The following is a 22,713-nucleotide window of genomic DNA, read 5'->3' as shown; positions in this document are numbered from 1 at the left end:
ACGGAGGATGCGATGGGTGCGGCCAACGTCCTGAAGGCTGCGGTGATCAAGGCGCCGGTATATACCCGGCGCGGCCTGCAGGAACGATTGTTCACCCTGGCGTTCTCCGGCCTGGTCTACCCGCAGATCTGGGAAGATCCCGAGATCGACATCGCGGCAATGGGCCCGCTCGAGGGCAAGCGGATCGTCAGCATCGCGTCCGGCGGCTGCAACGCCCTGGCCTACCTGACGGAGCGGCCCGAGAAGATCATCACGGTCGACCTGAACCGGCATCACGTCGCGCTGAACCGCCTGAAGCACGCGGCGATCACCCACCTGCCGGACTTCGAGACGTTCTTCCGGTTCTTCGGCGAGGCCGACCGCGCCGACAACGCCGCGGCCTACGACCGGCACCTCGCCGGCCAGCTCGACCCCGAGACCCGTGCCTACTGGAACCAGCTGACCTGGTCCGGCCGTCGGATCTCGCTGTTCTCGCGCAACATCTACAAGTACGGGCTGCTGGGACGGTTCATCACCATCGTCCATATCCTCGCCCGGCTGCACGGCGTCGACCCGCGCCGCATGCTCGAAGCCAAGACCATGGAGGACCAGCGCCGGATCTTCGACGAGCAGCTGGCTCCGGTCTTCCGGTCGTGGCTGGTCCGCGCGCTGTGCCGCAACCCCAGCTCCCTGTACGGCCTCGGGATCCCGCCGGCGCAGTTCGACGACCTGAAGTCCGACGCCGCCGACGGCGACATGGCGGCCCTGCTGCGCCAGCGGCTGGAACGGCTGGCCTGCGACTTCCCGCTCGAGGACAACTATTTCGCCTGGCAGGCCTTCGGCCGGCGCTACGACCGGGAGAACCGCAAGGCGGTGCCGCGCTATCTCCAGGAGGCGCATTTCCAGAGCCTGCGAGAGACCGTCGACCGGGTCGAGATCACCCAGGCCTCGATCACCGCGCGACTGGCCGAGGAGCCGGCGCTCAGCCTCGACCGCTACGTGCTGCTGGACGCCCAGGACTGGATGGACAGCCGGCAGATGAACGAGCTTTGGGCGCAGATCCTGCGGACCGCCCGGCCGGACGCCAAGGTGGTGTTCCGCACCGCCGGCGTGAAGACCATCCTGCCGGACCATCTGCCGGCGGCGCTGCTCGACCGCTGGCGCTACGAGGCGGAGACCAGCGTGGAGCTGAACCGGCGCGACCGGTCGTCGATCTACGGCGGCTTCCACGTCTACACGCTGCGTGACGCATGAGCGCCTCGAACCTGCACGGCGCCGCCACTGACCACGACAGCGCCGGGGAGCCGGTCGACGACGCCCGCGAGTCGATGGACCGGATGTACCGGCTCCAGCGCCACTTCTACGACCTGACCCGCAAATACTACCTGTTCGGACGGGACGGGCTGATCGAGCGGCTTGGCGCGGCGCCGGGCGAGGCCGTGCTCGAGATCGGTTGCGGGACAGCGCGCAACCTGGTGAAGATGGCGCGCCGCTACCCGCAGGCCCGGTTCTACGGCCTGGACGCGTCGGACGAGATGCTGAAGACCGCCACCGTGAAGGTCGCCCGGGCCGGCCTGGCCGGCCGCATCCCGCTGGCCCAGGCCTTCGCCCAGACCTTCACGCCGGAGATCTTCACCCGGACGCAGCCGTTCGACCGGATCGTGTTCTCCTACACCCTGTCGATCATCCCCGGGCCGCTGGATGCGCTGGACAACGCGCTCGACCAGTTGAAGCCGGGCGGGTCGCTGCATGTCGTCGACTTCGGCGACGCCCGCGGCCTGCCCGACGGGTTCCGGGACCTCCTGGCGTGGTGGCTCGAGAAGTTCCACGTCGCCCATCGCCCGGAGGTAGGCGACTGGTTCGCCTATCGGGCGGCCGAGGGCCGCGGCCGGCTCGAAACCCGCACCATCGGTGGTCGCTACGCCGAGTTCTTCACCTTCGTGAAGGCCTGAGGCTCCCGCCGCCCGCATACACCGTCACACCATCCGCTCCCCGGCATCCGACCGGGGCCTCGGTATCGAGCGAACCGATCTCCGGGCCGCGACCACCCGACGCTCGACATGGCCCTCGCCGCAATCGGCCGGCAGCAGCCGGGGACCCTGTCCGACCGCACCGCCGCGGCCGCGCGCGGTACTGTCCGGCGAACGGCGCGGCGGTGCGTCGTTCCTGCTGTTCACCGGGCCGGCGGTGATCGCCTCAATCGCCTACATGGACCCGGGCAACTTCGCGACCAACATCCAGGCGGGGTCCCGGTTCGGCTACACCCTGATGTGGGTGGTGCTGACCGCCAACCTGATCGCCATGCTGTTCCAGGTGCTGTCGGCCAAGCTCGGCCTGGTGACCGGGCGCAACCTCGCCGAGATGTGCCGCGACCGGTTCCCGCCGTGGATCGTGTGGCCGATGTGGGTGGTCAGCGAGGTCGCCGCGATGGCGACCGACCTGGCGGAGTTCCTAGGGGGGCGCCATCGGGCTGGCCCTGCTGCTCGACATGCCGCTGCTGGCCGGCATGGCGGTCACCGCAGCCGTGACCTACGCGATCCTGCTGCTGGAGCGCTCCGGCTGCTGGAGCGCTCCGGCTTCAGCGCCATGGAGATCGTGATCTGTGCGATCGTGCTGGTGATCGGCCTCTGCTACGTGATCGAGCTGTTCATCGCGCCGGTGTCCTGGGGCTCGGCCTAGTTGTCACCCCTCGGATGCTGGACCTGGACGCCCTGACTATCTCGGTCGGCATCATTGGCGCGACCGTGATGCCGCACGCTATCTGCATTCCGGGCCGATCCAGGCTCGCACGCCGCCGCGCGACGCCGGCGAATGCCGCATGCTGGTTCGCTACTCGAACCGCGAGGTGGTGGTCGCGCTGGCCGCCGCCGGGTTGGTCAACATGGCGATGGTGCTGATGGCCGCCGCCGCCTTCCACCTCGGCCACAGCGAAGTCGCCGAGATCGACACCGCCTACCACACCCTGACGCCGCTGCTCGGCGCCTGCGCGGCGGCAATGTTCCTGGTGTCGCTGATCGCCTCGGGGATCTCCAGCTCGGTGGTCGGGACCATGGCCGGGCAGATGATCATGCAGGGCTTCGTCGGCTTCCGGATCCCGATCTGGGTGCGCCGGCTGGTCACCATGCTGCCGGCCTGCGCGGTGGTCGCGGCCGGCGTCGACTCCACCCAGGCCCTGGTGCTGAGCCAGGTGATCCTCAGCCTGACCCTGCCGGTGCCGATGATCGCGCTGGTACTGTTCACCGGTAGCCGCGCCGTCATGGGCGAATTCGCCAACCGCCAGCTCACCACGGTCGCCGCCGTGCTCGGCAGCGCGGTGGTGCTGACGCTCAACCTGGTACTTCTGTTGCAGACCTTCGGCGTGCCGGTGCCGGGCTTGGCGTAGCGCTCATTATGCCGCTGCTCTTGTGGCTCCCCTGGCCTGCTACCGGGTTTTCGTTCCATGGAAAACTTGAGAGGCTGCCTCTCGGTGGCAGGCAGCGATGTGCATGTCGAAGTTCAGAGATGAGCCGATCGTACCGATCTTGCACGAGGCCGGATCGGAGGCTCGACTAGCGTCATCCGTGGGCATCGATTGCCGGTCTGCAAATTCTGCCCACCAAAAAAAAGAGGGGGGGTATAGCCCCCCCCCTCTCGCTGAAGCCGCATGCTGTCGCGGCGCTCACTTAGTTGGCGCTGCCGCTTCCATTCAGATGACACATCATAGTATCCTCCTTTTGTAACTCCTCCCATCTGCGATGAGATGGGGAAACATGCTAATCCGTATTTGGTTATAAACGGATTAACATCCAATAGCTAGGCAGGTTCCGTGCCATGCTCCGATATTTCACCGTCTTTCATGGCAATTCGCCTAGAAAAATGCTCGGCAGAGTTGTCGCATTCTCGCCACCAAAATAGCATACCTTGATGGGGTAATACGGGTTGATCAATTTGCCAATTGTATCGGCCTGATGCTGAATCGGTCAAAACACTCCTCGCTCCGGTTCGATGCAACGCACTAGCGCCGACTTTCAGAATTTCAGGAGGAAATTGTACCTCCAGATCCATATTTAATCCGGGGTACAAGCTTCTCCAGACCTCCGTATCTGTCATAAATTTAAAACTATTTATTTCAGTTACAATATTAATCTCGCTTCCTGGTTCGATCGAGCTGACAGTATGGTGAAGTTTCTTATACATATCTGTATCGCGCTCGGATGCGTCAGCGAATCTAATGCTTCCTTTTCCTAGTTCAGTTTCTCCTATTTGAATTCTCTTGATAACAGTCAATGGTTCTAGTTCGATAAACGGGGCTTTTTCCACTTCAAGCCTAACATCATAATCTTTCTTTGTTCCCGAAACATTCTTTACAGTGGAATATACAATAACCACCATCTTTATCATTTTTAAATCATATGATGTTATTTTTAGATCTTTCAAATTAACAACAGACAATACATATTGAGCCCTATGTCTTGTTCTAACAAAATCAGCTTTTAATACTAAATCACGAGTTTCTGAGAACAGTTCACTTGGAATTTGTTTTCCGAATGTCGCTGCCAGAACATTTTCTTGTATTCGTCTAAGATTTTCAGAGATTTCATTATTTAATTCCTTCTTTGCGGTCGCTTCAATTCCCACCGAAACCACGCAAGCAATGACCAATGCAAAAAATAATTCCTTAAGAACAGCAATCCATGTATACTTTTTAAAAAGAAAAAATCCATCTTCTTGTGATAATATGTGGGTTATTTTTCCGTCCACCTGCTCTACATGAACTGACATATGCTCCATCTCGGTAGGCATTCGCTCAAGAACTAACGCTCCTACAAGACAGACTGTAGCGACCAAAAAAATTATTAAGAGTCTGTGACGCGAGCCGTCGCTTATCATTGCCCCCTCCATATCAAGAATGGGAGCATCGAAAGCGAGAATATAATTTGTGTCAAGGTATCGTCGGTTGTCTTTATGTCGCTGCTAGGATCAGGAGAAGCAGGGCATCGCACCCCAGACAATTAAGATCAGCTCGTCCTCGCCCAGGCGATCAGCTTCTCGACGAAGGCGCCGCACTCGTCGATCTGCGAGACGTCGACGAACTCGTCGGCCTTGTGGGCCTGGTCGATACTGCCGGGGCCGAAGATCACCGCCGGGATCCCGGCCTGCTGGAACAGCCCGGCCTCGGCGCCGTAGGCCACCACGCCGGAGGCGTTCAGCCCGGTCAGGTGGCGGACCAGCGCCTCGGCCGCCGAGGTCTCGTCGGGCTGCAGGCCGGGGACGTCGGTGACCCGCACGGTGACCACCCCGGCATGCGGCGCCGCCGCCTTCAGCGCCGGCTCCAGCTCGTCGTCGCAGAACCGCCGTATCCGCGCCTCGATGGCGTCGGCGTCGTCGGTCGGCACCAGCCGAACGCTCCAGGTCAGATGGCAGGTCTCGGCGACGATGTTGTGGGCGGTGCCGCCGTGGATGACGCCGACGTTGAAGGTCGAGCACGGCGGGTCGAAGGCCGACAGCGGATCGGCGTCGGCCTCGAACTCGCGGCCGAGCTCGCCGAGGAAGCCGACCAGCCGGGCCGCGGCGTCGATGGCGCTGGCGCCGAGCGCCGGCTGGCTGGAATGCGCCGGCACCCCGGTGATGTCGGTGTGGTAGACCCGGGTGCCCTTGTTGCCGCCGATCAGCTGCATCGAGGTCGGCTCGCCGACGATCACGGCGCGCGGCCGCGGCAGGTTGCCGGTGACGTCCTGGATGATGCCGCGCACCCCCAGGCAGCCGACCTCCTCGTCATAGGACAGCGCCAGGTGGATCGGCACCCTCAGCCCGGCCTTCGCCATCTCCGGCACCAGCGCCAGGGCGGTTGCGACGAAGCCCTTCATGTCGCAGGTGCCGCGGCCGTACAGCCGCCCGTCGCGGCGGGCCACGGCGAACGGATCGGAGGTCCATTTCTGGCCGTCCACCGGCACCACGTCGGTATGGCCGGACAGCACGACGCCGCCGGCCACGTCCGGGCCGATGGTCGCCCACAGATTGGCCTTGCCGCCGGTCTCGTCGCGGGTCAGCCGCGCCTCGACGCCGTGCTCGGCGAGATAGCCGCGGACGTCCTCGATCAGCTCGAGGTTGGAATTGCGCGAAGTGGTGTCGTAGCCCACCAGGCGTTCGATCATCGCGATCGAACGCGCCAGCCGCCCGTCGGAACCGGTGGTCATGTTTGCCCGCTCAGTCGCCTTGCCGGATCAGTTGCAGGAACTCGCGCCGGTGCGCGGGATCCTCCTTGAAGCAGCCGAGCATACGGGTGGTGACCATGCCGACGCCATGCTTTCGAACCCCGCGGGTGCTCATGCAGTGATGCTCGGACTCGATCATCACGGCCACCCCGAGCGGGTCGAGCACGGACTGGATGGCGCCGGCGATCTGGGCGGTCAGGCGTTCCTGGATCTGCATGCGCCGGGCATAGGCGTCGATGACGCGGGCCAGCTTGGAGATGCCGACGACCCGCCCGCGCGGATAGTAGGCGACATGGGCGGTCCCGATGATCGGGAGCATGTGGTGCTCGCAGAACGACTCGAACCGAACCCCCTTGAGGAGCACGATCTCGTCATAGGCCTCCACCTCGTCGAAGGTGCGCGCCAGGATGTCCGCCGGATCGGACAGATAGCCCCCGAACAGCTCCTCGTAGCTCCTGACCACGCGCGCCGGCGTGTCGGCCAGCCCCTCGCGGTCCGGGTCCTCGCCGATCCACTCGATCAGCGTGCGGACCGCGCCCTCCGCCTGCTCGCGGGTCGGCTTGCGGCGCATCGCCGGCAGCACGGAGTCGTCGGCCTTGGCCAGCGCGTTGTCGTAGGGACTCATTGCAGGATCCTTGTTTCGGGAGGGGATGCCCCGGGGGCAGAGCCAGTTGCCGAAGTGCACATCCAAGGCGTGCGGGGATTCGACTTTGGTTATACGCCGGATATCCGGTCCGGATCAAAGAACGCTCGGTCACGGCCGTGTGATCGGCCGGCCGGTCCGGATTCCGGGGACGTCAGTTCAGACTGACGCGCTGGTGCGGACTGTCGAGCGAGAAGGCCGGGATGTCCACTTCCAGCCGCTCGCCGCTCTCGGCCTCCATCTCGTAGGCCCCGACCATCATGCCCGACGGGGTCGAGAGCGGGCAGCCGCTGGTGTATTCGAAGCTCTCGCCCGGGCGCAGCAACGGCTGCTCGCCGACCACGCCGGGGCCGCGCACCTCCTGGGTGCGGCCGCGGGCGTCGGTGATCGACCAGTACCGGTTGCGCAACCGGACCGTCCGTTCGCCGAGATTCTCGATCCGCACCTGATAGGCCCAGACGAACTGCTGGTCGTCGGGAGACGACTGCTCGTCCAGATACATCGGCTGAACGGTGACCCGGATGTCGTGCGTGGTGCAGCTGTACATCAGTCCGTCCTTGGATATCCAGTTCTCCAAGACTTAGGTCGTCGACGCGCCGGTTTCCAATGCCGGTACAGGGGCACCCGTCAGGTGGTGAACCAGCCGTCGACCACCGACGCCGCCGCGATGCCGGTCAGGGTCACCGTGGCGCCGTTCGAGAAGGTCACCACGGCCACGCTGTTGACGTCGGCGGCGCTCCAGGTGATGCCGGAGGTCCGGCTGATCAGGTCGCCGGCGCTGAAATCGAAGTCGCTGATGGTGTCGTTGCCGCTCGGCGTGCCCATCCGGAAGGTGTCGCCGCCGGCGCCGCCGACCAGCACGTCGTTGCCGTTGTTGCCGGCCAGCACGTCGTTGCCGGCGCCGCCGGACAGGGTGTCGTTGCCCTGGCCGCCGTACAGCCAGTCGGCATCGGCGCCGCCGAGCAGAGTGTCGTTGCCGAGATTGCCGTAGACGATATCGGCCTCCGACCCGCCCTGCGCCAAGTCGTTGCCCTGCCCGCCGTACAGCCAGTCCACGCCGGCCCCGCCGGTGAGCGCGTCGTTGCCCAGGTTGCCGTAGACCACGTCGGAATCGGCGCCGCCCTGGAGCGTGTCGTTGCCCTGGCCCCCGAACAGGCTGTCGGCGCCGGCACCGCCGCTGAGGATGTCGTCGCCCGCATTGCCGTAGACGATGTCGGCGCCGGCATCCCCCAGGATCGAGTCGTTGCCGGCATTGCCCCACAGCAGGTCGTTGTCGTCGCCGCCGCCCAGGGTGTCGTTGTCCTGGCCGCCGAAGATGGTGTCTGCCCCGGCGCCGCCGGACAGCGCGTCGTTGCCGATGTTGCCGTAGATCAGGTCGGCGCCGTCGTTGCCGAACATGCTGTCGGCCCCGTTGTTGCCGTACATGCTGTCGATGCCGGCGCCGCCCGAGACCAGGTCGTCGCCGTTGCCGGCGCCGCCGACGATTGAGTCGTTGCCGTCGCCGCCGACCAGGGTGTCGTCGTCCGGTCCGCCGGTGATGGTGTCGGCCCCTTCCGAGGCGGTGAGGTTGACCTTGAGCTGGGACCCGGTGAGATCGACGCCGGTGAACGAGATGCCGATGGTGCTGGTCACCACCATCGTCAGGGTCGCGCTGGTGGACGCCAGGATGGTGGTCGGCACACTGATGATGTGCGCGGCGTTGGCGCTGACGTTGATCGTCGAATAGCCGGTGAACTGGGCGAGGCTGGTGCTCGCCAGCGTACCCGAGGTGACGTTCAGCGTGCCGGTGTCGGTCCCGTCGTCGGCGATCGCCGCCAGTCCGGTGACCGAACTCGATACGGTAGCCATGGCGCTCTCCTGCTTCTCGAGGCTCCCGGGCGTTCTGCCCTGCCATAAGTCCGTGCCATTTAAGATTTTATCAAAATCCGGCGCCACGGTCACCGGGGTCGTTCGACGGCCCCCACCGGGGACTTGCAAGATCGCCTCGGCTGACGCATGTTCGGGGCGCCGTGCGGGTGTAGTTCAATGGTAGAACGGCAGCTTCCCAAGCTGCATACGAGGGTTCGATTCCCTTCACCCGCTCCATCCCCTCCCCGTCGCCCTGAAACGCCCGGCCGGCCTTGCCAACAGGGCCGCGTTGGTGGTCGGATAGCGCCTCCGTTCCGCCCCGAGGGCTTACCCGATGGCGCTCGCACTGAGACCCGGCCTGGTCTGGGGCCCCGCCTACGCCGACCTGGTGCAGCACTGCAAGGAAGGCGGCTACGCCCTGCCCGCGGTCAACGTGGTCGGCACCAGCTCGCTCAATGCCGTGCTGGAGGCCGCCGCCCGGAATCGCTCCGACGTGATCGTCCAGCTGTCGAACGGCGGCGCCCGCTTCTTCGCCGGCCAGGGGCTGCCGGACGCGCATCTGGCGATGGTCCTCGGCGCGGTCTCCGCGGCCCGCCACGCGGCACTGCTGGCCGAGCACTACGGGATCTGCGTGGTCCTGCACACCGACCACGCGAACCGGCCGCTGCTGCCCTGGGTCGAGGACCTCGTCGGCCACAGCGAGCGGAGCGTGGCGCTGTCCGGGACGCCCTTGTTCACCTCGCACATGCTCGACCTGTCGGAGGAGCCGATCGAGGCCAACTTGTCCGCCTGCGAGGCGATGCTCACCAGGATGGCGAAGATCGGCCTGGCCCTGGAGATCGAACTCGGGGTGACCGGCGGCGAGGAGGACGGAGTCGGTGCCGAACTCGACCAGATCGACAACGCCCGGCTCTACACCCAGCCCGAGGACGTCCTGGCCGCCTACGACCGGCTGTCGCCGGTCGGCCGTTTCTCGGTGGCGGCCGCGTTCGGCAACGTGCACGGCGTCTACAAGCCCGGCAACGTGAAGCTGCGGCCGGAGATCTTGAAGGCCTCCCAGGAACTCGTGGCGCGGACCCATGGCCTCGGCCGCAACCCCCTCGACCTGGTGTTCCACGGCGGCTCCGGCTCGGAGATCGCCGACATCGAGGCGGCGATCGGCTACGGCGTGTTCAAGATGAACATCGACACCGACACCCAGTTCGCCTTCGCCCGGGCGATCGGCGGCTACGTCCTCGACACCCCGGCGGCGTTCCGCCACCAGATCGATCCCGACAGCGGCGAGCCGTACAAGAAGGCCTACGATCCGCGCAGATGGCTGCGGATCGGCGAGACCGGGATGGTCGAGCGGCTCGGCACCGCATTCGCGCAGCTGCGCTCGGCCGGCCGGTCGGTCGCATCCCTCTCCTGACCGCCGGAGCCCGCCCGTGAACCAGTTCATCAACGCCCGCGACACCCTGGTCACCGAGGCCCTGGACGGCCTGCTGCGCGGATCCGGCGGCCGGCTCGCCCGGCTCGACGGCTACCCGCACGTCAAGGTGATCGTCCGCGCCGACTGGCCCGCGAAGGACGGGATCGAGCGGGTCGCGGTGATCAGCGGCGGCGGCTCCGGCCACGAGCCGGCGCATGCCGGCTTCGTCGGCGAGGGGCTGCTGACCGCGGCGGTGTGCGGCGAGGTGTTCGCCTCGCCCAGCGTCGACGCGGTGCTGGCCGGCATCCTGGCGGTCACCGGGCCGGCCGGCTGCCTGCTGGTGGTCAAGAACTACACCGGCGACCGCCTGAACTTCGGCCTCGCCGCCGCCCGCGCCCGGGCGCTCGGCAAACGGGTCGAGATGGTGGTGGTCGACGACGACGTCGCCCTGCCCGACGCGGTGCAGGCGCGCGGCGTCGCCGGCACCCTGTTCGTGCACAAGATCGCCGGCGCGCTGGCGGCCGGCGGCGTCGGCCTGGACCAGGTCGCGTCCGCGGCCCGCTCGGCGATCGGCCGGCTGGCCTCGATCGGCATGTCGCTCGACACCTGCACGATCCCGGGCTCGCCGAAGGAGCAGCGGATCGCCGCCGGCCAGGCCGAGCTCGGCCTCGGCATCCACGGCGAGCCGGGCAGCGAGAAGGTCGCGTTCGAGGGCGCGCGGGCCGCGGTCGCCCTGGTCGCCGCGCGGCTGAAGCCGCATCTGGCGCAGGGTCGCCGGCACGCCCTGCTGCTGAACAACCTGGGCGGCTGCACGCCGCTGGAGATGGCGGTGCTGGCCGAGGAGCTGTGCCGCTCCGAGCTGGCGCCTTCGCTCGGCTGGATGATCGGCCCGGCGCCGCTGATGACCTCGCTCGACATGCGGGGATTCTCGGTGTCGCTGCTGGCCCTGCAGGACGGCGAGGAGACCCTGCTGTCCGCCCCGACCGGCTGCCCGGCCTGGGCGCCGCTGCGGGCCCTCGGCGACCCGGAGATCCGGCCGCTGCCCGACGGCCTGGTGCCACAGCGGTTTACGCCGTCCGCCGATCCCGTGATGCGGGCGCTGCTGGAGCGCTGCTGTACCCTGCTGGCGGCCCGGGAAGCGGAGCTGAACGCGCTCGACGCCAAGGTCGGCGACGGCGACACCGGCTCGACCCTGGCGACCGCGGCGCGCGGCCTGCTGGGCGGCGTCGACGGCCTGCCGCTGGCCGACACCCCGGCGCTGCTGACCGCCATCGGCATCGCGCTCGGCACCAGCATGGGCGGGTCGAGCGGCGTGCTGCTGGCGATCTTCTTCGCCGGGGCGGGGGAGGCGGCGGCCGAGGGTGCGGACTGGCCCGCGGCCCTGCAGGCCGGGCTGGAGCGCATGACCGCGGCCGGCGGCGCCGGGCCCGGCGACCGCACCATGATCGACGCCCTGGAACCGGCGCTGGCGGCGCTGGCGGCCGGCGAGGGCGTCGCCGCGGCCGCGCGGGTGGCAAGGGCGGGGGCCGACGCCACCCGATCGATGCCGGCCCGCGCCGGCCGCTCGGCCTACGTGTCGGCCGGCGACCTCGCGGGGCATCCGGACCCGGGCGCCGAGGCGGTGGCCAGGCTGTTCGAGGGGCTGACCTGAGGGCGCGGACCGGTCTCCGGCCGGCTCTTCGAGGCCCTTCGGGCACCTCAGGGCGATAGAGATTGTGTGTGGATTCGCTATCTACTGTCGCCCTGAGGTGCACGCCGCGCAGCGGCGGGCCGCGAAGGGCCGGCCAGGGCTGCCTCGCCGCCGCACGCTCCGGCGCCGGGCCGATATCGCCGGGTTGCCGGGTTTCCCACCCGCCCCTATCTTCCTTGCGCCCTCAGCGCCCCTGCAATTCACCCCGGTACCCCGATGACCGACGCCCTCGAGGTCAGCGGCCTGCGCAAGACCTTCGGCGAGGTCGTCGCGGTCGACGAGATCAGCTTCAGCGCCGCCGCCGGCCGCACCGTCGGCCTGCTGGGCGGCAACGGCGCCGGCAAGACCACGACCATCTCCATGCTGCTCGGCCTGCTGACGCCGACCGCCGGCAGCGTCCGGGTGCTCGGCCACGACCTGGCGACCGACCGCTACGCGGTGCTGCCGCGCATGAACTTCTCGTCGCCCTATGTCGACCTGCCGCACCGCCTGACGGTCGAGCAGAACCTGCTGGTCTATGCCGAGCTGTACGGCGAGCCCGACCCCCGCGAGCGGGTGCGCGAGCTGGCCGACCGGCTGCAGTTCGGCGAGCTGCTGAAGCGCGCCACCGGCAAGCTGTCGGCCGGCCAGAAGACCCGGGTGTCGCTGGCCAAGGCGCTGATCAACCGGCCGGAAGTGCTGCTGCTGGACGAGCCGACCGCCTCGCTCGACCCGGACACCGGCGACTGGGTGCGGCGCTATCTCGAGGACTACCGCGACCGCACCGGCGCCACCATCCTGCTGGCCTCGCACAACATGGGCGAGGTCGAGCGGCTGTGCGACGACGTGCTGATGCTGCGGCGCGGCCGCGTCGTCGACCGGGGCTCGCCGGCCGAGCTGCTGGCACGCTACGGCCGGCAGACCCTGGAGGACGTGTTCCTGGACATCGCCCGCGAACGCCGCAGCGGCGACCGGCTGGAGGCGGTGCCGTGAGCGAAGCCGCGATCCCGTACCGCCGCCCGCAGGCCGGGCCGCTGGCCTCGGCCCGCCGGGTCGCCGCCATGGTGCGCCGCTACTGGTACCTGATCCGCGGGTCCTGGCCGCGGATCGCCGAGCTGGCCTACTGGCCGACCATCCAGATGATCCTGTGGGGGCTGATCAGCCAGTTCTTCACCAGCCACTCGAACTGGCTGGCCGACGCCGCCGGGGTGCTGATCGCCGGGGTGCTGCTGTGGGACGTGCTGTTCCGCGGCCAGATCGGGTTCTCGATCTGCTTCCTGGAGGAGATGTGGTCGCGCAATCTCGGCCACCTGTTCGTCAGCCCGCTCAGGCCTTGGGAACTGGTGGCCTCGCTGATGACCATGAGCCTGATCCGGACCTCGCTCGGCGCCGGCATCGCGGCGGTCATCGCGGTCCTGCTGTACGCGTTCTCGCTGTTCGACCTGGGGCTGCCGCTGGTGGCGTTCTTCACCGCGCTGCTGCTGATGGGCTGGGGCATGGGCATGGTGATCGTGGCGATGGTGCTGCGCTACGGGCTCGGCGCCGAATCCCTGGCCTGGGTCGCGCTGTTCGCCTTCGCGCCGATCAGCTGCGTCTACTACCCGGTCTCGACCCTGCCGGACTCGGTGCAGTGGCTGGCCTGGTCGACCCCGTCGGCCTATGTGTTCGAGGGCATGCGCGCCGTCATGGTCGACCATGTGTTCCGCTGGGACCTGCTGGCCGGCGCCCTGGCGCTCGACGCGGTCTACGTGGCGATCGGCGCCGGCGTGTTCGCCTGGGCGTTCGCCGCCGCGCGGCGCGACGGCCGGCTGCTGCAGACCGGGGAATAGCCGGCGCGCGCTACCGGGCGCCGCGGCCGCGCGGCGACGGCCGCGGCTTGCGGCCGGGCCGGCCGGCGCCCTCGCGCTCCAGCTCCGCCGGGCGGTGCGGCAGCTTCCAGCCGGCCGGGGTAGGATCGCCGGCCCTGCGGCGACGGCCCTCGCCGCCGGCCTTGCCGGTGCCGGCCGGCTGCCAGCGCGGGATCAGGTGGTGCTTGCCGTTGCCGATCAGGTCGCCGCGCCCCATCGCCTTCAGCGCGTCGCGCAGCAGCGGCCAGTTCTCCGGGTCGTGGTAGCGCAGGAACGCCTTGTGCAGCCGCCGCTCGCGCAGCCCCTTGGCGGTCTCCACCCGCTCGGCGCCCGACCGGCGCACCGGCCGCAGCGGGTTGCGGCCCGAATAGTACATCGCGGTCGCCATCGCCATCGGGGTCGGGGTGAAGGTCTGCACCTGGTCGGCCCGGTAGCCGTTCTTCTTCAGCCACAGCGCGAGGTTCATCATGTCCTCGTCGGTGCAGCCGGGATGGGCGGCGATGAAGTACGGGATCAGGTAGTACTTCTTGCCGGCCTTGGCCGCCGCCGCGTCGAACATCGCCTTGAACTTGTCGTAGGAGCCGATGCCCGGCTTCATCATCCGGGAGAGCGGGCCCTCCTCGGTGTGCTCCGGCGCGATCTTGAGGTACCCGCCGACATGGTGGGTCACCAGCTCCTCGACGTATTCCGGGCTCTCGACCGCCAGGTCGTAGCGCAGGCCGGAGCTGATCGAGACCTTCTTGACGCCCTCGGTGCCGCGGGCCGCGCGGTACAGGTCGATCAGCGGCTTGTGGTCGGTGTTCAGGTTCTTGCAGATGGTCGGGTAGACGCAGGACAGGCGCCGGCAGGACTTCTCGATCTCCGGGTCCTTGCAGGCCATGCGGTACATGTTGGCGGTCGGCCCGCCGAGATCGGACACCTGGCCGGTGAAGCCCGGGACCTTGTCGCGCATGTCCTCGATCTCGCGCAGGATCGAGTCCTGGCTGCGGCTCTGGATGATGCGGCCCTCGTGCTCGGTGATCGAGCAGAAGGTGCAGCCGCCGAAGCAGCCGCGCATGATGTTGACCGAGAACCGGATCATCTCCCAGGCCGGGATCCGGGCGTCGCCGTAGAACGGATGCGGCGCCCGGGCATAGGGATGGTCGAACACCCAGTCCATTTCCCTGGTCGACAGCGGGATCGGCGGCGGGGTCACCCAGATGTCGCGGTCGCCGTGGCGCTGCACCAGCGGCCGGGCGTTGCCGGGGTTGCTCTCGAGGTGGAGGATGCGCGACGCCTGGGCGTAGACCTCCGGGTCGTCGCGCACGGTCTCGTAGGACGGCAGGCGGATCACCTGGGCGTCGTCGTCGCGGGCGGCCCGTTCCGGCGCGTCGTCGATCGAGGTCATGTCGACCTCGCGGAAATCGGGCGCGGACGGCGTCCTGACCAGGGTCAGCCCGCGCACGTCGAACAGCTCGCGCGGGTCGTCGCCGCGGGCGATGCGGTGGGTGACCTCGATCACCGCGCGCTCGGCGTTGCCGTACAGCAGCACGTCGGCCTTGCTGTCGATCAGGACCGAGCGCCGGACCTTCTCGCTCCAGTGGTCGTAATGGGCGATCCGGCGCAGCGACGCCTCGATCCCGCCGATCACGATCGGCACGTCCGGGAACGCCTCGCGGCAGCGCTGGGAGTAGACCAGGACCGCCCGGTCCGGCCGTTTGCCCGGTGCGGCGTGCGGCGTGTAGTTGTCGTCCCGCCGGACCCGCTTGTCGGCGGTGTAGTTGTTGACCAGGCTGTCCATGTTGCCGGCGGTCACGCCGAAATACAGGTTCGGCCGGCCCAGTGCCGTGAACGCCTCGGCGCTGGTCCAGTCCGGCTGGGCGATGATGCCGACCCGGAAGCCCTGGGCCTCGAGGGTGCGGCCGACCACCGCCATGCCGAAGCTGGGATGGTCGACATAGGCGTCGCCGGTCACCAGGATCACGTCACAGCTGTCCCAGCCGAGCAGGTCCATCTCGGCCCGGCTCATCGGCAGGAACGGGGCGGTGCCGAAGCGCTCGGCCCAGTATTTCCGGTACTTGAAGATCTCCCGCGGGCCTTTGCGGGGGCGGACGGCGTTCACGGACATGCCTCGTGGTGCTGGGGGTCGGGGCGCCTCGCATCGGCGCCGGGTGCCAGCATAGCGGATTCCGGGCGCCGCGGCGATCCGGCGATGCCGGCCGCCCCCGCAGCCCTGCCCTGCGCGCGCCTCAGCCCAGGAACCCGCTCAGGTCCGGCGGGGTGCCGACGCCCAGCACCGGCTCGAAGGCCAGCGACAGCGACAGCAGCCGGGCGTCGTCGTTGCGCGGCGCCATCAGCTGCAGGCCGACCGGCAGCGGCGCGCCGAACTGCTGGATCGGCATGCTGACTCCGCAGATCCCGAAGATGTTGGCCGGCTGGGTGTTGCGCGACGACAGCATCGCCCGCCTGGCTTCCTCCGGATACTGCAGGTTCTCGACCGGCATGGCGGTGAACGGGGTGCTCGGCGCCACCCAGGCGTCCAGCCCGGCGAACCGCTCGGCGGCGATCGTCTCCAGCTCGCGCAGGCGGAACTGCGCGGCGCAGTACTCGATGGCGCCGACCTCCAGGCCGTGCGCGGCGCGCGCGGCGGTGGTCGGGTCCATCGCCGGCCGGGCCTCGGCGAAGCCTTCCGGGGTCAGCCGGGCGATCAGCTCGGCCGGGACGATGGCCGGGAACAGCCGGGCCCGCTCCTCGACCTCGGGGATGTCGATCTCGACGATCTCGACCCCGGCGGCCGACAGCGCCAGCAGCGCCGATTCCACGGTCGAGCGGGTGATGTCGTCCAGGTCGTCGAAGAACATCTGCTTCGGCCGTCCCAGCTTCAGCCCCTCCAGGCGGGCCGGCATCGGCAGCGGCTCGCCGGTGACCACGGCGTGGATCAGCGCGGCGTCGCCGGCGCTGCGGCACAGCGGGCCGATGGAATCCAGGGTCGGCGACAGCGGAAAGACCCCCTCGGTCGGCCAGCGCCCGACCGTGGTCTTGTGCCCGAACAGGCCGGTGAAACTGGCCGGGATGCGGATCGAGCCGCCGGTGTCGGTGCCGAGCGCGAAGCCGCAGAGACCGGACGCCACCGCGACGGCGGAACCGCTGGACGAGCCGCCCGGGAACCGGTGGACCCCGGCATCCCAGGGGTTCCACGGCGTGCCGCGGGCCTCGTTGACGCCAGTCGCGCCGAGCGCGAACTCGACCGTCCTGGTCTTGCCGATGACGATGCAGCCGGCCGCCTTGAGCTGGCGGATCAGCGGTCCCTCGTCGCCGGTCAGATGGGCGGTCGGGTACAGCGAGCCGTTGCTGGTCGGCAGGCCGTCGACCGCGATGATGTCCTTGACCGCCAGCGGCACGCCCATCAGCGGGCCGAGGTCGGTGCCGGCGGCATACAGCGCGTCGATGCCGCGCGCCGCCTGCCGGGCGCGCTCGCCGTCGACCAGCTCGAACGCGTTGAGCCTGGGGTTCAGCGCCGCGATCCGGGCCAGGCAGGCCTCGACCGCCTCGACCGCGGTGATCCGGCCGCCGCGGAAATCCATGGCGAACGGCGCGATGCCGCTCTCGAAGGGATCGGCGGGCAAGTTGGCCATCTCACTCTCCAGGATCGCTTGGGTAATCGGCTGGATTTCGCAGCACGTCTGGGCGGGACCAAACGGTCGCACGGCCGGCCCACGGCGGGCAAGCGGAAGCGGAGGGGCGAGACCGGGCGCGCGGCAAGGGCAAGAAGTCCCGCGCGTTTCGGCTCAGAGCAGGCTGTCGATGGCGACGATGGTGTCCGCGAACCGGAGATACTCCACGTTGCGCAGGCTCTCCCAGCTGTTCAGGTAGTACACTCCGCTGTCCGACCGGGTCACCGTGTAGCGCGACGAGTCCAGCAGGTACACGGCGGTGTCCTCGCCTTCGCCGCCGTCGATCAGGTCCCAGGATCCGCCGGTGGAGATATCGGTGCCATCGCCGTACAGGAGGTCGTCGCCGGCGCCGCCGCTGACCCGGTCGTGATAGTACCCGCCGATCACCGTGTCGTTGCCGGCGCCGCCCATCAGGGTGTCTAAGCCGTCGCCACCGCTCAGGAGGTCGTCGCCGGCGCCGCCGGAGATGGTATCGTCGCTGGAGCCACCGCTGAGCCGGTCGCTGCCATCGCCACCGTCGAGCTTGTCCCTGCCCAGGCCGCCAACCACCACGTCGTCGCCAGCGCCGCCGGACAGGGTGTCGTACCCGTCGCCGCCGGACAGGAAGTCGTTGCCGCGGTTGCCGGCCAACCGGTCGTCGCCGCCGCCGCCCAGGAGCACATCGGCGTCCTGGCCGCCGAACAGCCGGTCGTTGCCGTTCTCGCCGTACAGGTAGTCGGTGCCGACGTTGCCGTAGAGAACGTCGTCGCCGGAGCCGCCGATCACGGTCTCGTTTCCAGACCGCATGAAGCCGTCGGCGCCGACCGGACCGGAATTCTGGCCGCCGAAGATGGTGTCGGCGCCGTCGCCGCCGCTCAGCAGATCGGTTCCGAGGTTTCCGTAGATGAGGTCGTTGCCGGCACCGCCCAGCACCGCATCGTCCGCGCCATAGCCGAACAGCCGATTCCCGTACGCATTGCCGGTGATGAGGTCGACGGTGTCGGTGCCGGCGACGCTGTCGCCGTGTGTGGTGGTCGGGCTGGTCATACTGGTCCTGGTGTCGCCACCGGTCCAGGCCGCGATTACGTTGTAGAAGTCGGTGGTGACCACGGTGCCGTTGTTGTAGGTCGCGAAGCCGGCGGTATGGATGCCGACGACCGTCGGCTGGCCGTTGACGATCTGCCACAGCGGCGACCCGCTCTGGCCGCCATAGGTGTCCAGCGTGTCGCTGTAGACCGCGCGGGTTCCGCCGAACCGGCCGTGGATCTCGCCGCTGGCGGTCACCATGACAGAGCCGTCGGAGGACCAGTCCCCGGGATAGCCGGCGGTGACCACCGTGTCGCCGATCAGGACGGCGCTGTCGCGGCTCGGCTGCAGCGCGAAGGTCCCGGTGGCTGCCCCGATCGAGGAACCGAGGTTGACCACGCCAAAGTCGACGTTCAGGTCACCGCCGGCCGCCACGTAGCCGTCCGTGACGTGCAGTGCGGTTGCCTGGGCGGTGCCGAACGGCGTCGATCCGCCCGACATGGCGGGCACGACCTGGACGTTCTTCGCGTAGCCGTAGGTCGGGTCCCACAGGACGTGGGCGGCGGTCAGTACGTCGTTCGCACTGATCATCGCGCCGCTGCCCCAACTCTCGTAGGCGCCGTCGCCGTCGAAGTCGACCCGGACCAGCACGACGGCGGAATACGGATTGGCCGTAGTGCCGCCGACCTGGCTGCGATTGTCGACTCCCAGAACTGTCATCGAACGCTCCCTCCGGTGCGCGATCGCACCGCCCCATCATCCCAACAGACTGTGGAAATTCGACGACAAGAGCAACCATCCCGGCCGATTGAGCGATATTTAACAACCGTTCGATATTGACCGGAGGCGTCCTTCAAGGTCGGGGGCGGCGGCTCCGGTACCGGCGGGACTCGCCGTCGTCGTAGGTGACGACGAAGACCGGCGGGAAGCGCTCGAGCACGGTGACGTCGCGGATGGTGCCGCCGCCGCCCTTCAAAGCCCCGGCCAGCCGGGCGTCGCCGGCGATCTGCAGGCCGTCGGCCAGCAGCACCCGGTGGTCGGGGTCGATCCGCTCGATCGTCAGGCCGTGCACCTGCATCGGATATCCGCCTCCGGAAGCCGCCGGGCAGCCGGACAGCGCCGGCGCCAGGGCGAGCAGCAGCAGCGCGCCGCGGCGACCCATCATATCAGGCTGTCGACCGTCACGACGGTATCGGCGAACCGCAGGTACTCGACGTCGTAGACCACGTCGAAGCCGCTGATCTGCACCCCGCCGTCGGCCAGGCTCGCGAGGCTGTAGGCCGCCAGGTCGCCCAGGTAGACCGCGGTATCCTCGCCGCCGCCGCCATACAGGGTGTCGATGCCGGACCCGGTGGAGGAAGCGGCGCCGTCGCCATACAGCAGGTCGTCGCCGAGATTGCCGTACAGCACGTCGTTGCCGTCGCCGCCGTACAGGGTGTCGGCATCCTGGCCGCCGTAGAGGATGTCGGCGCCGTTCTCGCCGAACAGCAGGTCGGCGCCGAAGTTGCCGTACGCCAGGTCGTCGCCGTCGCCGCCCACGACGGTCTCGGTCCCGCTCCGGTGGCTGCCGTCGGCCAGGGCAGGCCCGTCGTTCTGGCCGCCATACAGGGTGTCGGTGCCGGCCCCGCCGCTCAGCAGGTCGTTGCCGATGTTGCCGTACAGCACGTCGTCACCGGCGCCGCCGGTGATCAGGTCGCCGCCGTCCAGGCCGGCCAGCACGTCGCCGCCGCTGCTGCCGACCATGGTGTCGGCGGCGTCGGTCCCGGCGGTCGTGCTGGCGGCGGACGACACGGCGGTGATGTCGCCGCCGGTCCAGCCGGAGATCAGGTCGAAGAAGGCGTCGGTGACCGCGGTGCCGCCGTTGTAGAGGCTGCCGCCGGTGGTGTGCACGCCGACGATGGTGGGCGTGCCGTTGATCGTGACCCACAGCGGCGAGCCGCTCTGCCCGCCGTAGGAATCCAGCGCGCCGTCGTAGTAGATCCGCGACGCGCCCTGGGCGCCGTCGATGTCGCCGCCGGTGGTGATCATGACCGAGCCGTTCGACGACAGGTCGCCCGGGAAGCCGGCGGTGGTGACGATGGTGCCGACCAGGTCGTCGTTGTCGTTGCCCTGCAGCGCGAACGAGCCGGTTGCGCTGCCGATCGCCGAGTTCAGGTTGATCACGCCGATGTCGTAGTAGGTGCTTCCGGAGGTGGCGACATAGGCGTCCGGGACGTGCCAGGCGGTGCCGAGCGCGGTGCCGAACGGCACCGAGTTGCCGTCGCGCGCCGGGATCACCTGGACGTTCCTGGCGTAGCCGTACTCGGAATCCCAGAGCACGTGGCCGGCGGTCAGCACGTCGTTGGCGCTGATCATCGCGCCGGTGCCCCAGCCGTCGTAGGCGCCGTCGCCGTCGAAGTCGACGCGGACCTGGACGACGGCAGAGAACGGGTAGGCCGTGGTGTCGCCGACCCGGACGCGATCGTCGGTACCCAGAACGGTCATGCCGCCGTCATCCCTCGCTCGGCCCCGCGCGCTCCTGCTCCGTTCCCCCGCACGCGAGGGTACCCGAGACCGGCGTGTTCAGCGAGTCGCGGCCTCTGCCGGATGTGTCAGCCGGCGTCGAACAGGCTGACATACTCGGCGTTGTCGGCGTCGGCCAGGCCGTGGCGCGCCACCAGCTTGTGCAGTTCGGTCGCCAGCCCGGTCATCGGCAGCGCCGAGCCGAGCCGCCGGGCCTCGTCCATGACGGTGTTCAGGTCCTTGATCAGGATGGCGATGCGGGCCTGCACCTCGCGGTCGCGCGCCGCCATGCGCGGCATGTACTGCTGCAGGATCGGCGAGTCGGCGCGGCCGCCGGCCAGGGCCTGCGGGATCCTGGCCGGGTCGATGCCGGCGTCCTCGGCCAGCTGGCAGGCCTCGGCGACCACCGCGAAGCCGCAGCCGACGATCATCTGGTTGATCAGCTTGGTGGTCTGGCCCGCCCCGTTCGGCCCCATCAGGGTGAAGCGGCCGGCCAGATGCGCCACCACCGGCGCCACCCGGTCGAAATCGGCCTGCTCGCCGCCGGCCATCACCGCCAGGGTGCCGTTGGTGGCGCCCGGTACGCCGCCGGAGACCGGGGCGTCGATCCAGCCCATGCCGGCCTGCCCGCGCAGCCGGGCGGAAAAGGCGGCGGCGGCGTCCGGGCGCATCGACGAGAAGTCGACCAGGACCGAGCCGGCCTTCGCCCCGGCGGCGATGCCGTTGTCCCCGAACACCACCGCCTCGACCGCTGCGGTGTCGGTCAGGCAGGTGAACACCACGTCGCTGGCGGCCGCCGCCTCGGCGGCCGATCCGACGACCGTCGCGCCGGCCGCGGCCAGGGCGGCCGACTTCGCCGGGTCGCGGTTCCAGACCGTCAGCGGGTAGCCGGCCGCCAGCAGCCTGCGGGCCATCGGACCGCCCATCAGGCCGAGGCCGACATAGCCGAGGGAGAGCGCTTCTGAGGTCATTGGAATCCTCCGGGAGTATTCTTGAGCCGGCGCGGTCAGCCGGTGCCGAGCAGCAGCAGCAGGACCGACAGCGTCACGGCCGACAGCACCGTCGAGATCAGGATCACCGAGGTCGACCGCTCGACGTACAGACGGTAGCGGTAGGCCAGCACGAACACCAGCGAGCCGGTCGGCAGCGCCGCCCCCAGGATCACCGATCGCGCCTGCAGGGAATCCAGCGCCAGCGGCCCGTGCCCGAGCGGGCCGAGCGCCAGCCAGGCGACGATCGCCGGCTGCACCAGCAGCTTCAGGAACACCAGCCAGCTGACCTCGCCGAGGCCGGCGCGCAGCGGCTTGCCGACCAGGAACAGCCCCATGGCGAACAGCGCCGCGGGCGCCGCCGCGGCGCCGAGGATGTCGCAGAAGGTGCGGATCGGCGTCGGCAGGCCGAGCCCGGCCGCCGACCACGCCACCCCGGCGGCGGTCGACAGCACCAGCGGGTTCAGGGCGACCGCGCGCAGCACCCCGGCCACCACCTGCAGCGGCGGGTCGGCGGCGCGCAGGTCGAGTTCGATCAGCACCACGAACAGCGCCACCATGAAGGCGGCGTTGTAGACCGTCAGGATGACCGCCGGCAGCAGGGCCTCGGGGCCGAAGGCGACCGGCAGCAGGGGTACGCCCATGTAGCCGGTGTTGGCGAAGATCACGCACATCGCCTGCAGCGCCAGCGCCGCCGGCCGGGCCCGGAACACCAGCATCCCGACCACGTAGCTGATCGTGAACACCCCGAACACCCCGCCGGAATAGGCGGCCAGGAACGGCAGGTCGAAGGTGTCGGTCAGCGGCGCCGTCGCCATCGCCCGGAAGATCAGCACCGGGAAGGCGACCCAGTAGACGAAGTCGTTCAGCACCGCGGTCGCCGACGGCGGGAACGGGCCGATGCGCCCGGCCGCCCATCCGGCCGCCAGGATCGCGAACACCGGCAGGACGACGTCGAACACGGGCTGCATGG

At 68.8% G+C, this 22,713-nt stretch carries 20 protein-coding genes and 1 tRNA gene; 9 read left to right on the top strand and 12 right to left on the bottom strand.

Translation table 11 applies throughout. The features are described 5' to 3' along the window. Positions 1 to 12 precede the first annotated feature (12 nt). From RIC31_RS12480 to RIC31_RS12465, 4 genes are all read left to right on the top strand, one after another. Positions 13 to 1,233 carry a BtaA family protein gene (locus RIC31_RS12480; RefSeq protein WP_350107541.1) on the top strand — a complete coding sequence of 407 codons (1,221 nt, stop codon included), beginning with the start codon at positions 13 to 15 and terminating at the stop codon, positions 1,231 to 1,233. Then, on the top strand, positions 1,230 to 1,931 hold the full coding sequence (locus tag RIC31_RS12475) for a class I SAM-dependent methyltransferase (RefSeq protein ID WP_350107538.1): 702 nt from the start codon (positions 1,230 to 1,232) through the stop codon (positions 1,929 to 1,931). The genes RIC31_RS12480 and RIC31_RS12475 overlap by 4 nt, the downstream gene beginning before the upstream one ends. Before the next feature lie 235 nt (positions 1,932 to 2,166). Continuing rightward, positions 2,167 to 2,658: an Nramp family divalent metal transporter gene (locus tag RIC31_RS12470; RefSeq protein ID WP_350107535.1), complete on the top strand. Its 492-nt coding sequence runs from the start codon at positions 2,167 to 2,169 to the stop codon at positions 2,656 to 2,658. An 82-nt stretch (positions 2,659 to 2,740) separates the two neighbouring features. Then, positions 2,741 to 3,361, top strand: coding sequence for an Nramp family divalent metal transporter (locus RIC31_RS12465; protein ID WP_502990121.1), 621 nt, complete (start codon positions 2,741 to 2,743; stop codon positions 3,359 to 3,361). A gap of 410 nt (positions 3,362 to 3,771) precedes the next feature. Here the strand turns inward: RIC31_RS12465 and RIC31_RS12460 are convergent, their stop codons facing one another. The 5 genes from RIC31_RS12460 to RIC31_RS12440 form a co-directional block, all read right to left on the bottom strand. Beyond that, positions 3,772 to 4,740, bottom strand: a complete 969-nt coding sequence (locus RIC31_RS12460) for a hypothetical protein (protein WP_350107528.1) — start codon at positions 4,738 to 4,740, stop codon at positions 3,772 to 3,774. A 236-nt stretch (positions 4,741 to 4,976) separates the two neighbouring features. After that, positions 4,977 to 6,155, bottom strand: coding sequence for an acetylornithine deacetylase (gene argE, locus RIC31_RS12455; RefSeq protein WP_350107526.1), 1,179 nt, complete (start codon positions 6,153 to 6,155; stop codon positions 4,977 to 4,979). 10 nt (positions 6,156 to 6,165) lie between these two features. Beyond that, on the bottom strand, positions 6,166 to 6,744 hold the full coding sequence (gene folE / locus RIC31_RS12450) for a GTP cyclohydrolase I FolE (protein WP_350107564.1): 579 nt from the start codon (positions 6,742 to 6,744) through the stop codon (positions 6,166 to 6,168). Positions 6,745 to 6,970: 226 nt separating this feature from the next. After that, the gene (gene apaG, locus RIC31_RS12445; RefSeq protein WP_350107523.1) at positions 6,971 to 7,363 is read right to left on the bottom strand and encodes a Co2+/Mg2+ efflux facilitator ApaG/CorD; all 393 of its coding nucleotides are present in this window, start codon (positions 7,361 to 7,363) and stop codon (positions 6,971 to 6,973) included. 80 nt (positions 7,364 to 7,443) lie between these two features. Continuing rightward, complete coding sequence (locus tag RIC31_RS12440; protein WP_350107520.1) at positions 7,444 to 8,664, bottom strand: calcium-binding protein; 1,221 nt, start codon at positions 8,662 to 8,664, stop codon at positions 7,444 to 7,446. A 163-nt stretch (positions 8,665 to 8,827) separates the two neighbouring features. On the opposite strand from RIC31_RS12440, the gene RIC31_RS12435 reads away from it, so the two are divergent. From RIC31_RS12435 to RIC31_RS12415, 5 genes are all read left to right on the top strand, one after another. Further along, positions 8,828 to 8,901: transfer RNA gene (locus RIC31_RS12435), tRNA-Gly, on the top strand. Positions 8,902 to 8,998: 97 nt separating this feature from the next. Next, complete coding sequence (gene fbaA / locus RIC31_RS12430; protein WP_350107517.1) at positions 8,999 to 10,075, top strand: class II fructose-bisphosphate aldolase; 1,077 nt, start codon at positions 8,999 to 9,001, stop codon at positions 10,073 to 10,075. Positions 10,076 to 10,091: 16 nt separating this feature from the next. Next, entirely contained in the window at positions 10,092 to 11,726 is a 1,635-nt protein-coding gene (locus tag RIC31_RS12425) for a dihydroxyacetone kinase subunit DhaK (RefSeq protein ID WP_350107514.1), read from the top strand. A gap of 255 nt (positions 11,727 to 11,981) precedes the next feature. Next, positions 11,982 to 12,737 carry an ABC transporter ATP-binding protein gene (locus RIC31_RS12420; protein WP_350107511.1) on the top strand — a complete coding sequence of 252 codons (756 nt, stop codon included), beginning with the start codon at positions 11,982 to 11,984 and terminating at the stop codon, positions 12,735 to 12,737. Continuing rightward, positions 12,734 to 13,573 carry an ABC transporter permease gene (locus RIC31_RS12415; RefSeq protein WP_350107507.1) on the top strand — a complete coding sequence of 280 codons (840 nt, stop codon included), beginning with the start codon at positions 12,734 to 12,736 and terminating at the stop codon, positions 13,571 to 13,573. Before RIC31_RS12420 ends, RIC31_RS12415 begins: the two co-directional genes overlap by 4 nt. A 10-nt stretch (positions 13,574 to 13,583) precedes the next feature. Here the strand turns inward: RIC31_RS12415 and RIC31_RS12410 are convergent, their stop codons facing one another. From RIC31_RS12410 to RIC31_RS12380, 7 genes are all read right to left on the bottom strand, one after another. Continuing rightward, positions 13,584 to 15,599, bottom strand: coding sequence for a YgiQ family radical SAM protein (locus tag RIC31_RS12410; RefSeq protein WP_350107561.1), 2,016 nt, complete (start codon positions 15,597 to 15,599; stop codon positions 13,584 to 13,586). Between the two features lie 220 nt (positions 15,600 to 15,819). Next, positions 15,820 to 17,205, bottom strand: a complete 1,386-nt coding sequence (locus RIC31_RS12405; protein ID WP_350107504.1) for an amidase — start codon at positions 17,203 to 17,205, stop codon at positions 15,820 to 15,822. 153 nt (positions 17,206 to 17,358) lie between these two features. Further along, complete coding sequence (locus RIC31_RS12400) at positions 17,359 to 18,969, bottom strand: trypsin-like serine protease (protein WP_350107501.1); 1,611 nt, start codon at positions 18,967 to 18,969, stop codon at positions 17,359 to 17,361. A 133-nt stretch (positions 18,970 to 19,102) separates the two neighbouring features. Next, a complete protein-coding gene (locus tag RIC31_RS12395; RefSeq protein ID WP_350107498.1) occupies positions 19,103 to 19,414 on the bottom strand; it encodes a hypothetical protein in 312 nt (103 codons plus the stop codon). Continuing rightward, positions 19,411 to 20,733, bottom strand: a complete 1,323-nt coding sequence (locus RIC31_RS12390; protein ID WP_350107495.1) for a trypsin-like serine protease — start codon at positions 20,731 to 20,733, stop codon at positions 19,411 to 19,413. The genes RIC31_RS12395 and RIC31_RS12390 overlap by 4 nt, the downstream gene beginning before the upstream one ends. A 107-nt stretch (positions 20,734 to 20,840) precedes the next feature. Continuing rightward, entirely contained in the window at positions 20,841 to 21,722 is an 882-nt protein-coding gene (locus RIC31_RS12385; protein ID WP_350107491.1) for an NAD(P)-dependent oxidoreductase, read from the bottom strand. A 35-nt stretch (positions 21,723 to 21,757) separates the two neighbouring features. Then, positions 21,758 to 22,711 (bottom strand): AEC family transporter, encoded by a 954-nt coding sequence (locus RIC31_RS12380; RefSeq protein ID WP_350107488.1) that lies wholly within the window; start codon positions 22,709 to 22,711, stop codon positions 21,758 to 21,760. Positions 22,712 to 22,713 lie beyond the last annotated feature (2 nt).

It is taken from the genome of Thalassobaculum sp., from assembly GCF_040219615.1.
GTDB lineage: Bacteria > Pseudomonadota > Alphaproteobacteria > Thalassobaculales > Thalassobaculaceae > Thalassobaculum_A.
The sequence above is the reverse complement of the archived record's forward strand: the minus strand, read 5'-3'. Positions and strand labels throughout refer to the sequence as shown.

What these genes read in the sequence shown, in the direction of transcription:
- RIC31_RS12480 (WP_350107541.1), top strand. Translation starts at nt 13, where the DNA reads ATGGGTGCGGCCAACGTCCTGAAGGCTGCGGTGATCAAGGCGCCGGTA.
- RIC31_RS12475 (WP_350107538.1), top strand. Translation starts at nt 1,230, where the DNA reads ATGAGCGCCTCGAACCTGCACGGCGCCGCCACTGACCACGACAGCGCC.
- RIC31_RS12460 (WP_350107528.1), bottom strand. Translation starts at nt 4,740, where the DNA reads ATGTCAGTTCATGTAGAGCAGGTGGACGGAAAAATAACCCACATATTA.
- argE (WP_350107526.1), bottom strand. Translation starts at nt 6,155, where the DNA reads ATGACCACCGGTTCCGACGGGCGGCTGGCGCGTTCGATCGCGATGATC.
- folE (WP_350107564.1), bottom strand. Translation starts at nt 6,744, where the DNA reads ATGCGCCGCAAGCCGACCCGCGAGCAGGCGGAGGGCGCGGTCCGCACG.
- apaG (WP_350107523.1), bottom strand. Translation starts at nt 7,363, where the DNA reads ATGTACAGCTGCACCACGCACGACATCCGGGTCACCGTTCAGCCGATG.
- RIC31_RS12440 (WP_350107520.1), bottom strand. Translation starts at nt 8,664, where the DNA reads ATGGCTACCGTATCGAGTTCGGTCACCGGACTGGCGGCGATCGCCGAC.
- fbaA (WP_350107517.1), top strand. Translation starts at nt 8,999, where the DNA reads ATGGCGCTCGCACTGAGACCCGGCCTGGTCTGGGGCCCCGCCTACGCC.
- RIC31_RS12420 (WP_350107511.1), top strand. Translation starts at nt 11,982, where the DNA reads ATGACCGACGCCCTCGAGGTCAGCGGCCTGCGCAAGACCTTCGGCGAG.
- RIC31_RS12410 (WP_350107561.1), bottom strand. Translation starts at nt 15,599, where the DNA reads ATGAGCCGGGCCGAGATGGACCTGCTCGGCTGGGACAGCTGTGACGTG.
- RIC31_RS12405 (WP_350107504.1), bottom strand. Translation starts at nt 17,205, where the DNA reads ATGGCCAACTTGCCCGCCGATCCCTTCGAGAGCGGCATCGCGCCGTTC.
- RIC31_RS12400 (WP_350107501.1), bottom strand. Translation starts at nt 18,969, where the DNA reads ATGACAGTTCTGGGAGTCGACAATCGCAGCCAGGTCGGCGGCACTACG.
- RIC31_RS12395 (WP_350107498.1), bottom strand. Translation starts at nt 19,414, where the DNA reads ATGATGGGTCGCCGCGGCGCGCTGCTGCTGCTCGCCCTGGCGCCGGCG.
- RIC31_RS12390 (WP_350107495.1), bottom strand. Translation starts at nt 20,733, where the DNA reads ATGACCGTTCTGGGTACCGACGATCGCGTCCGGGTCGGCGACACCACG.
- RIC31_RS12385 (WP_350107491.1), bottom strand. Translation starts at nt 21,722, where the DNA reads ATGACCTCAGAAGCGCTCTCCCTCGGCTATGTCGGCCTCGGCCTGATG.
- RIC31_RS12380 (WP_350107488.1), bottom strand. Translation starts at nt 22,711, where the DNA reads ATGCAGCCCGTGTTCGACGTCGTCCTGCCGGTGTTCGCGATCCTGGCG.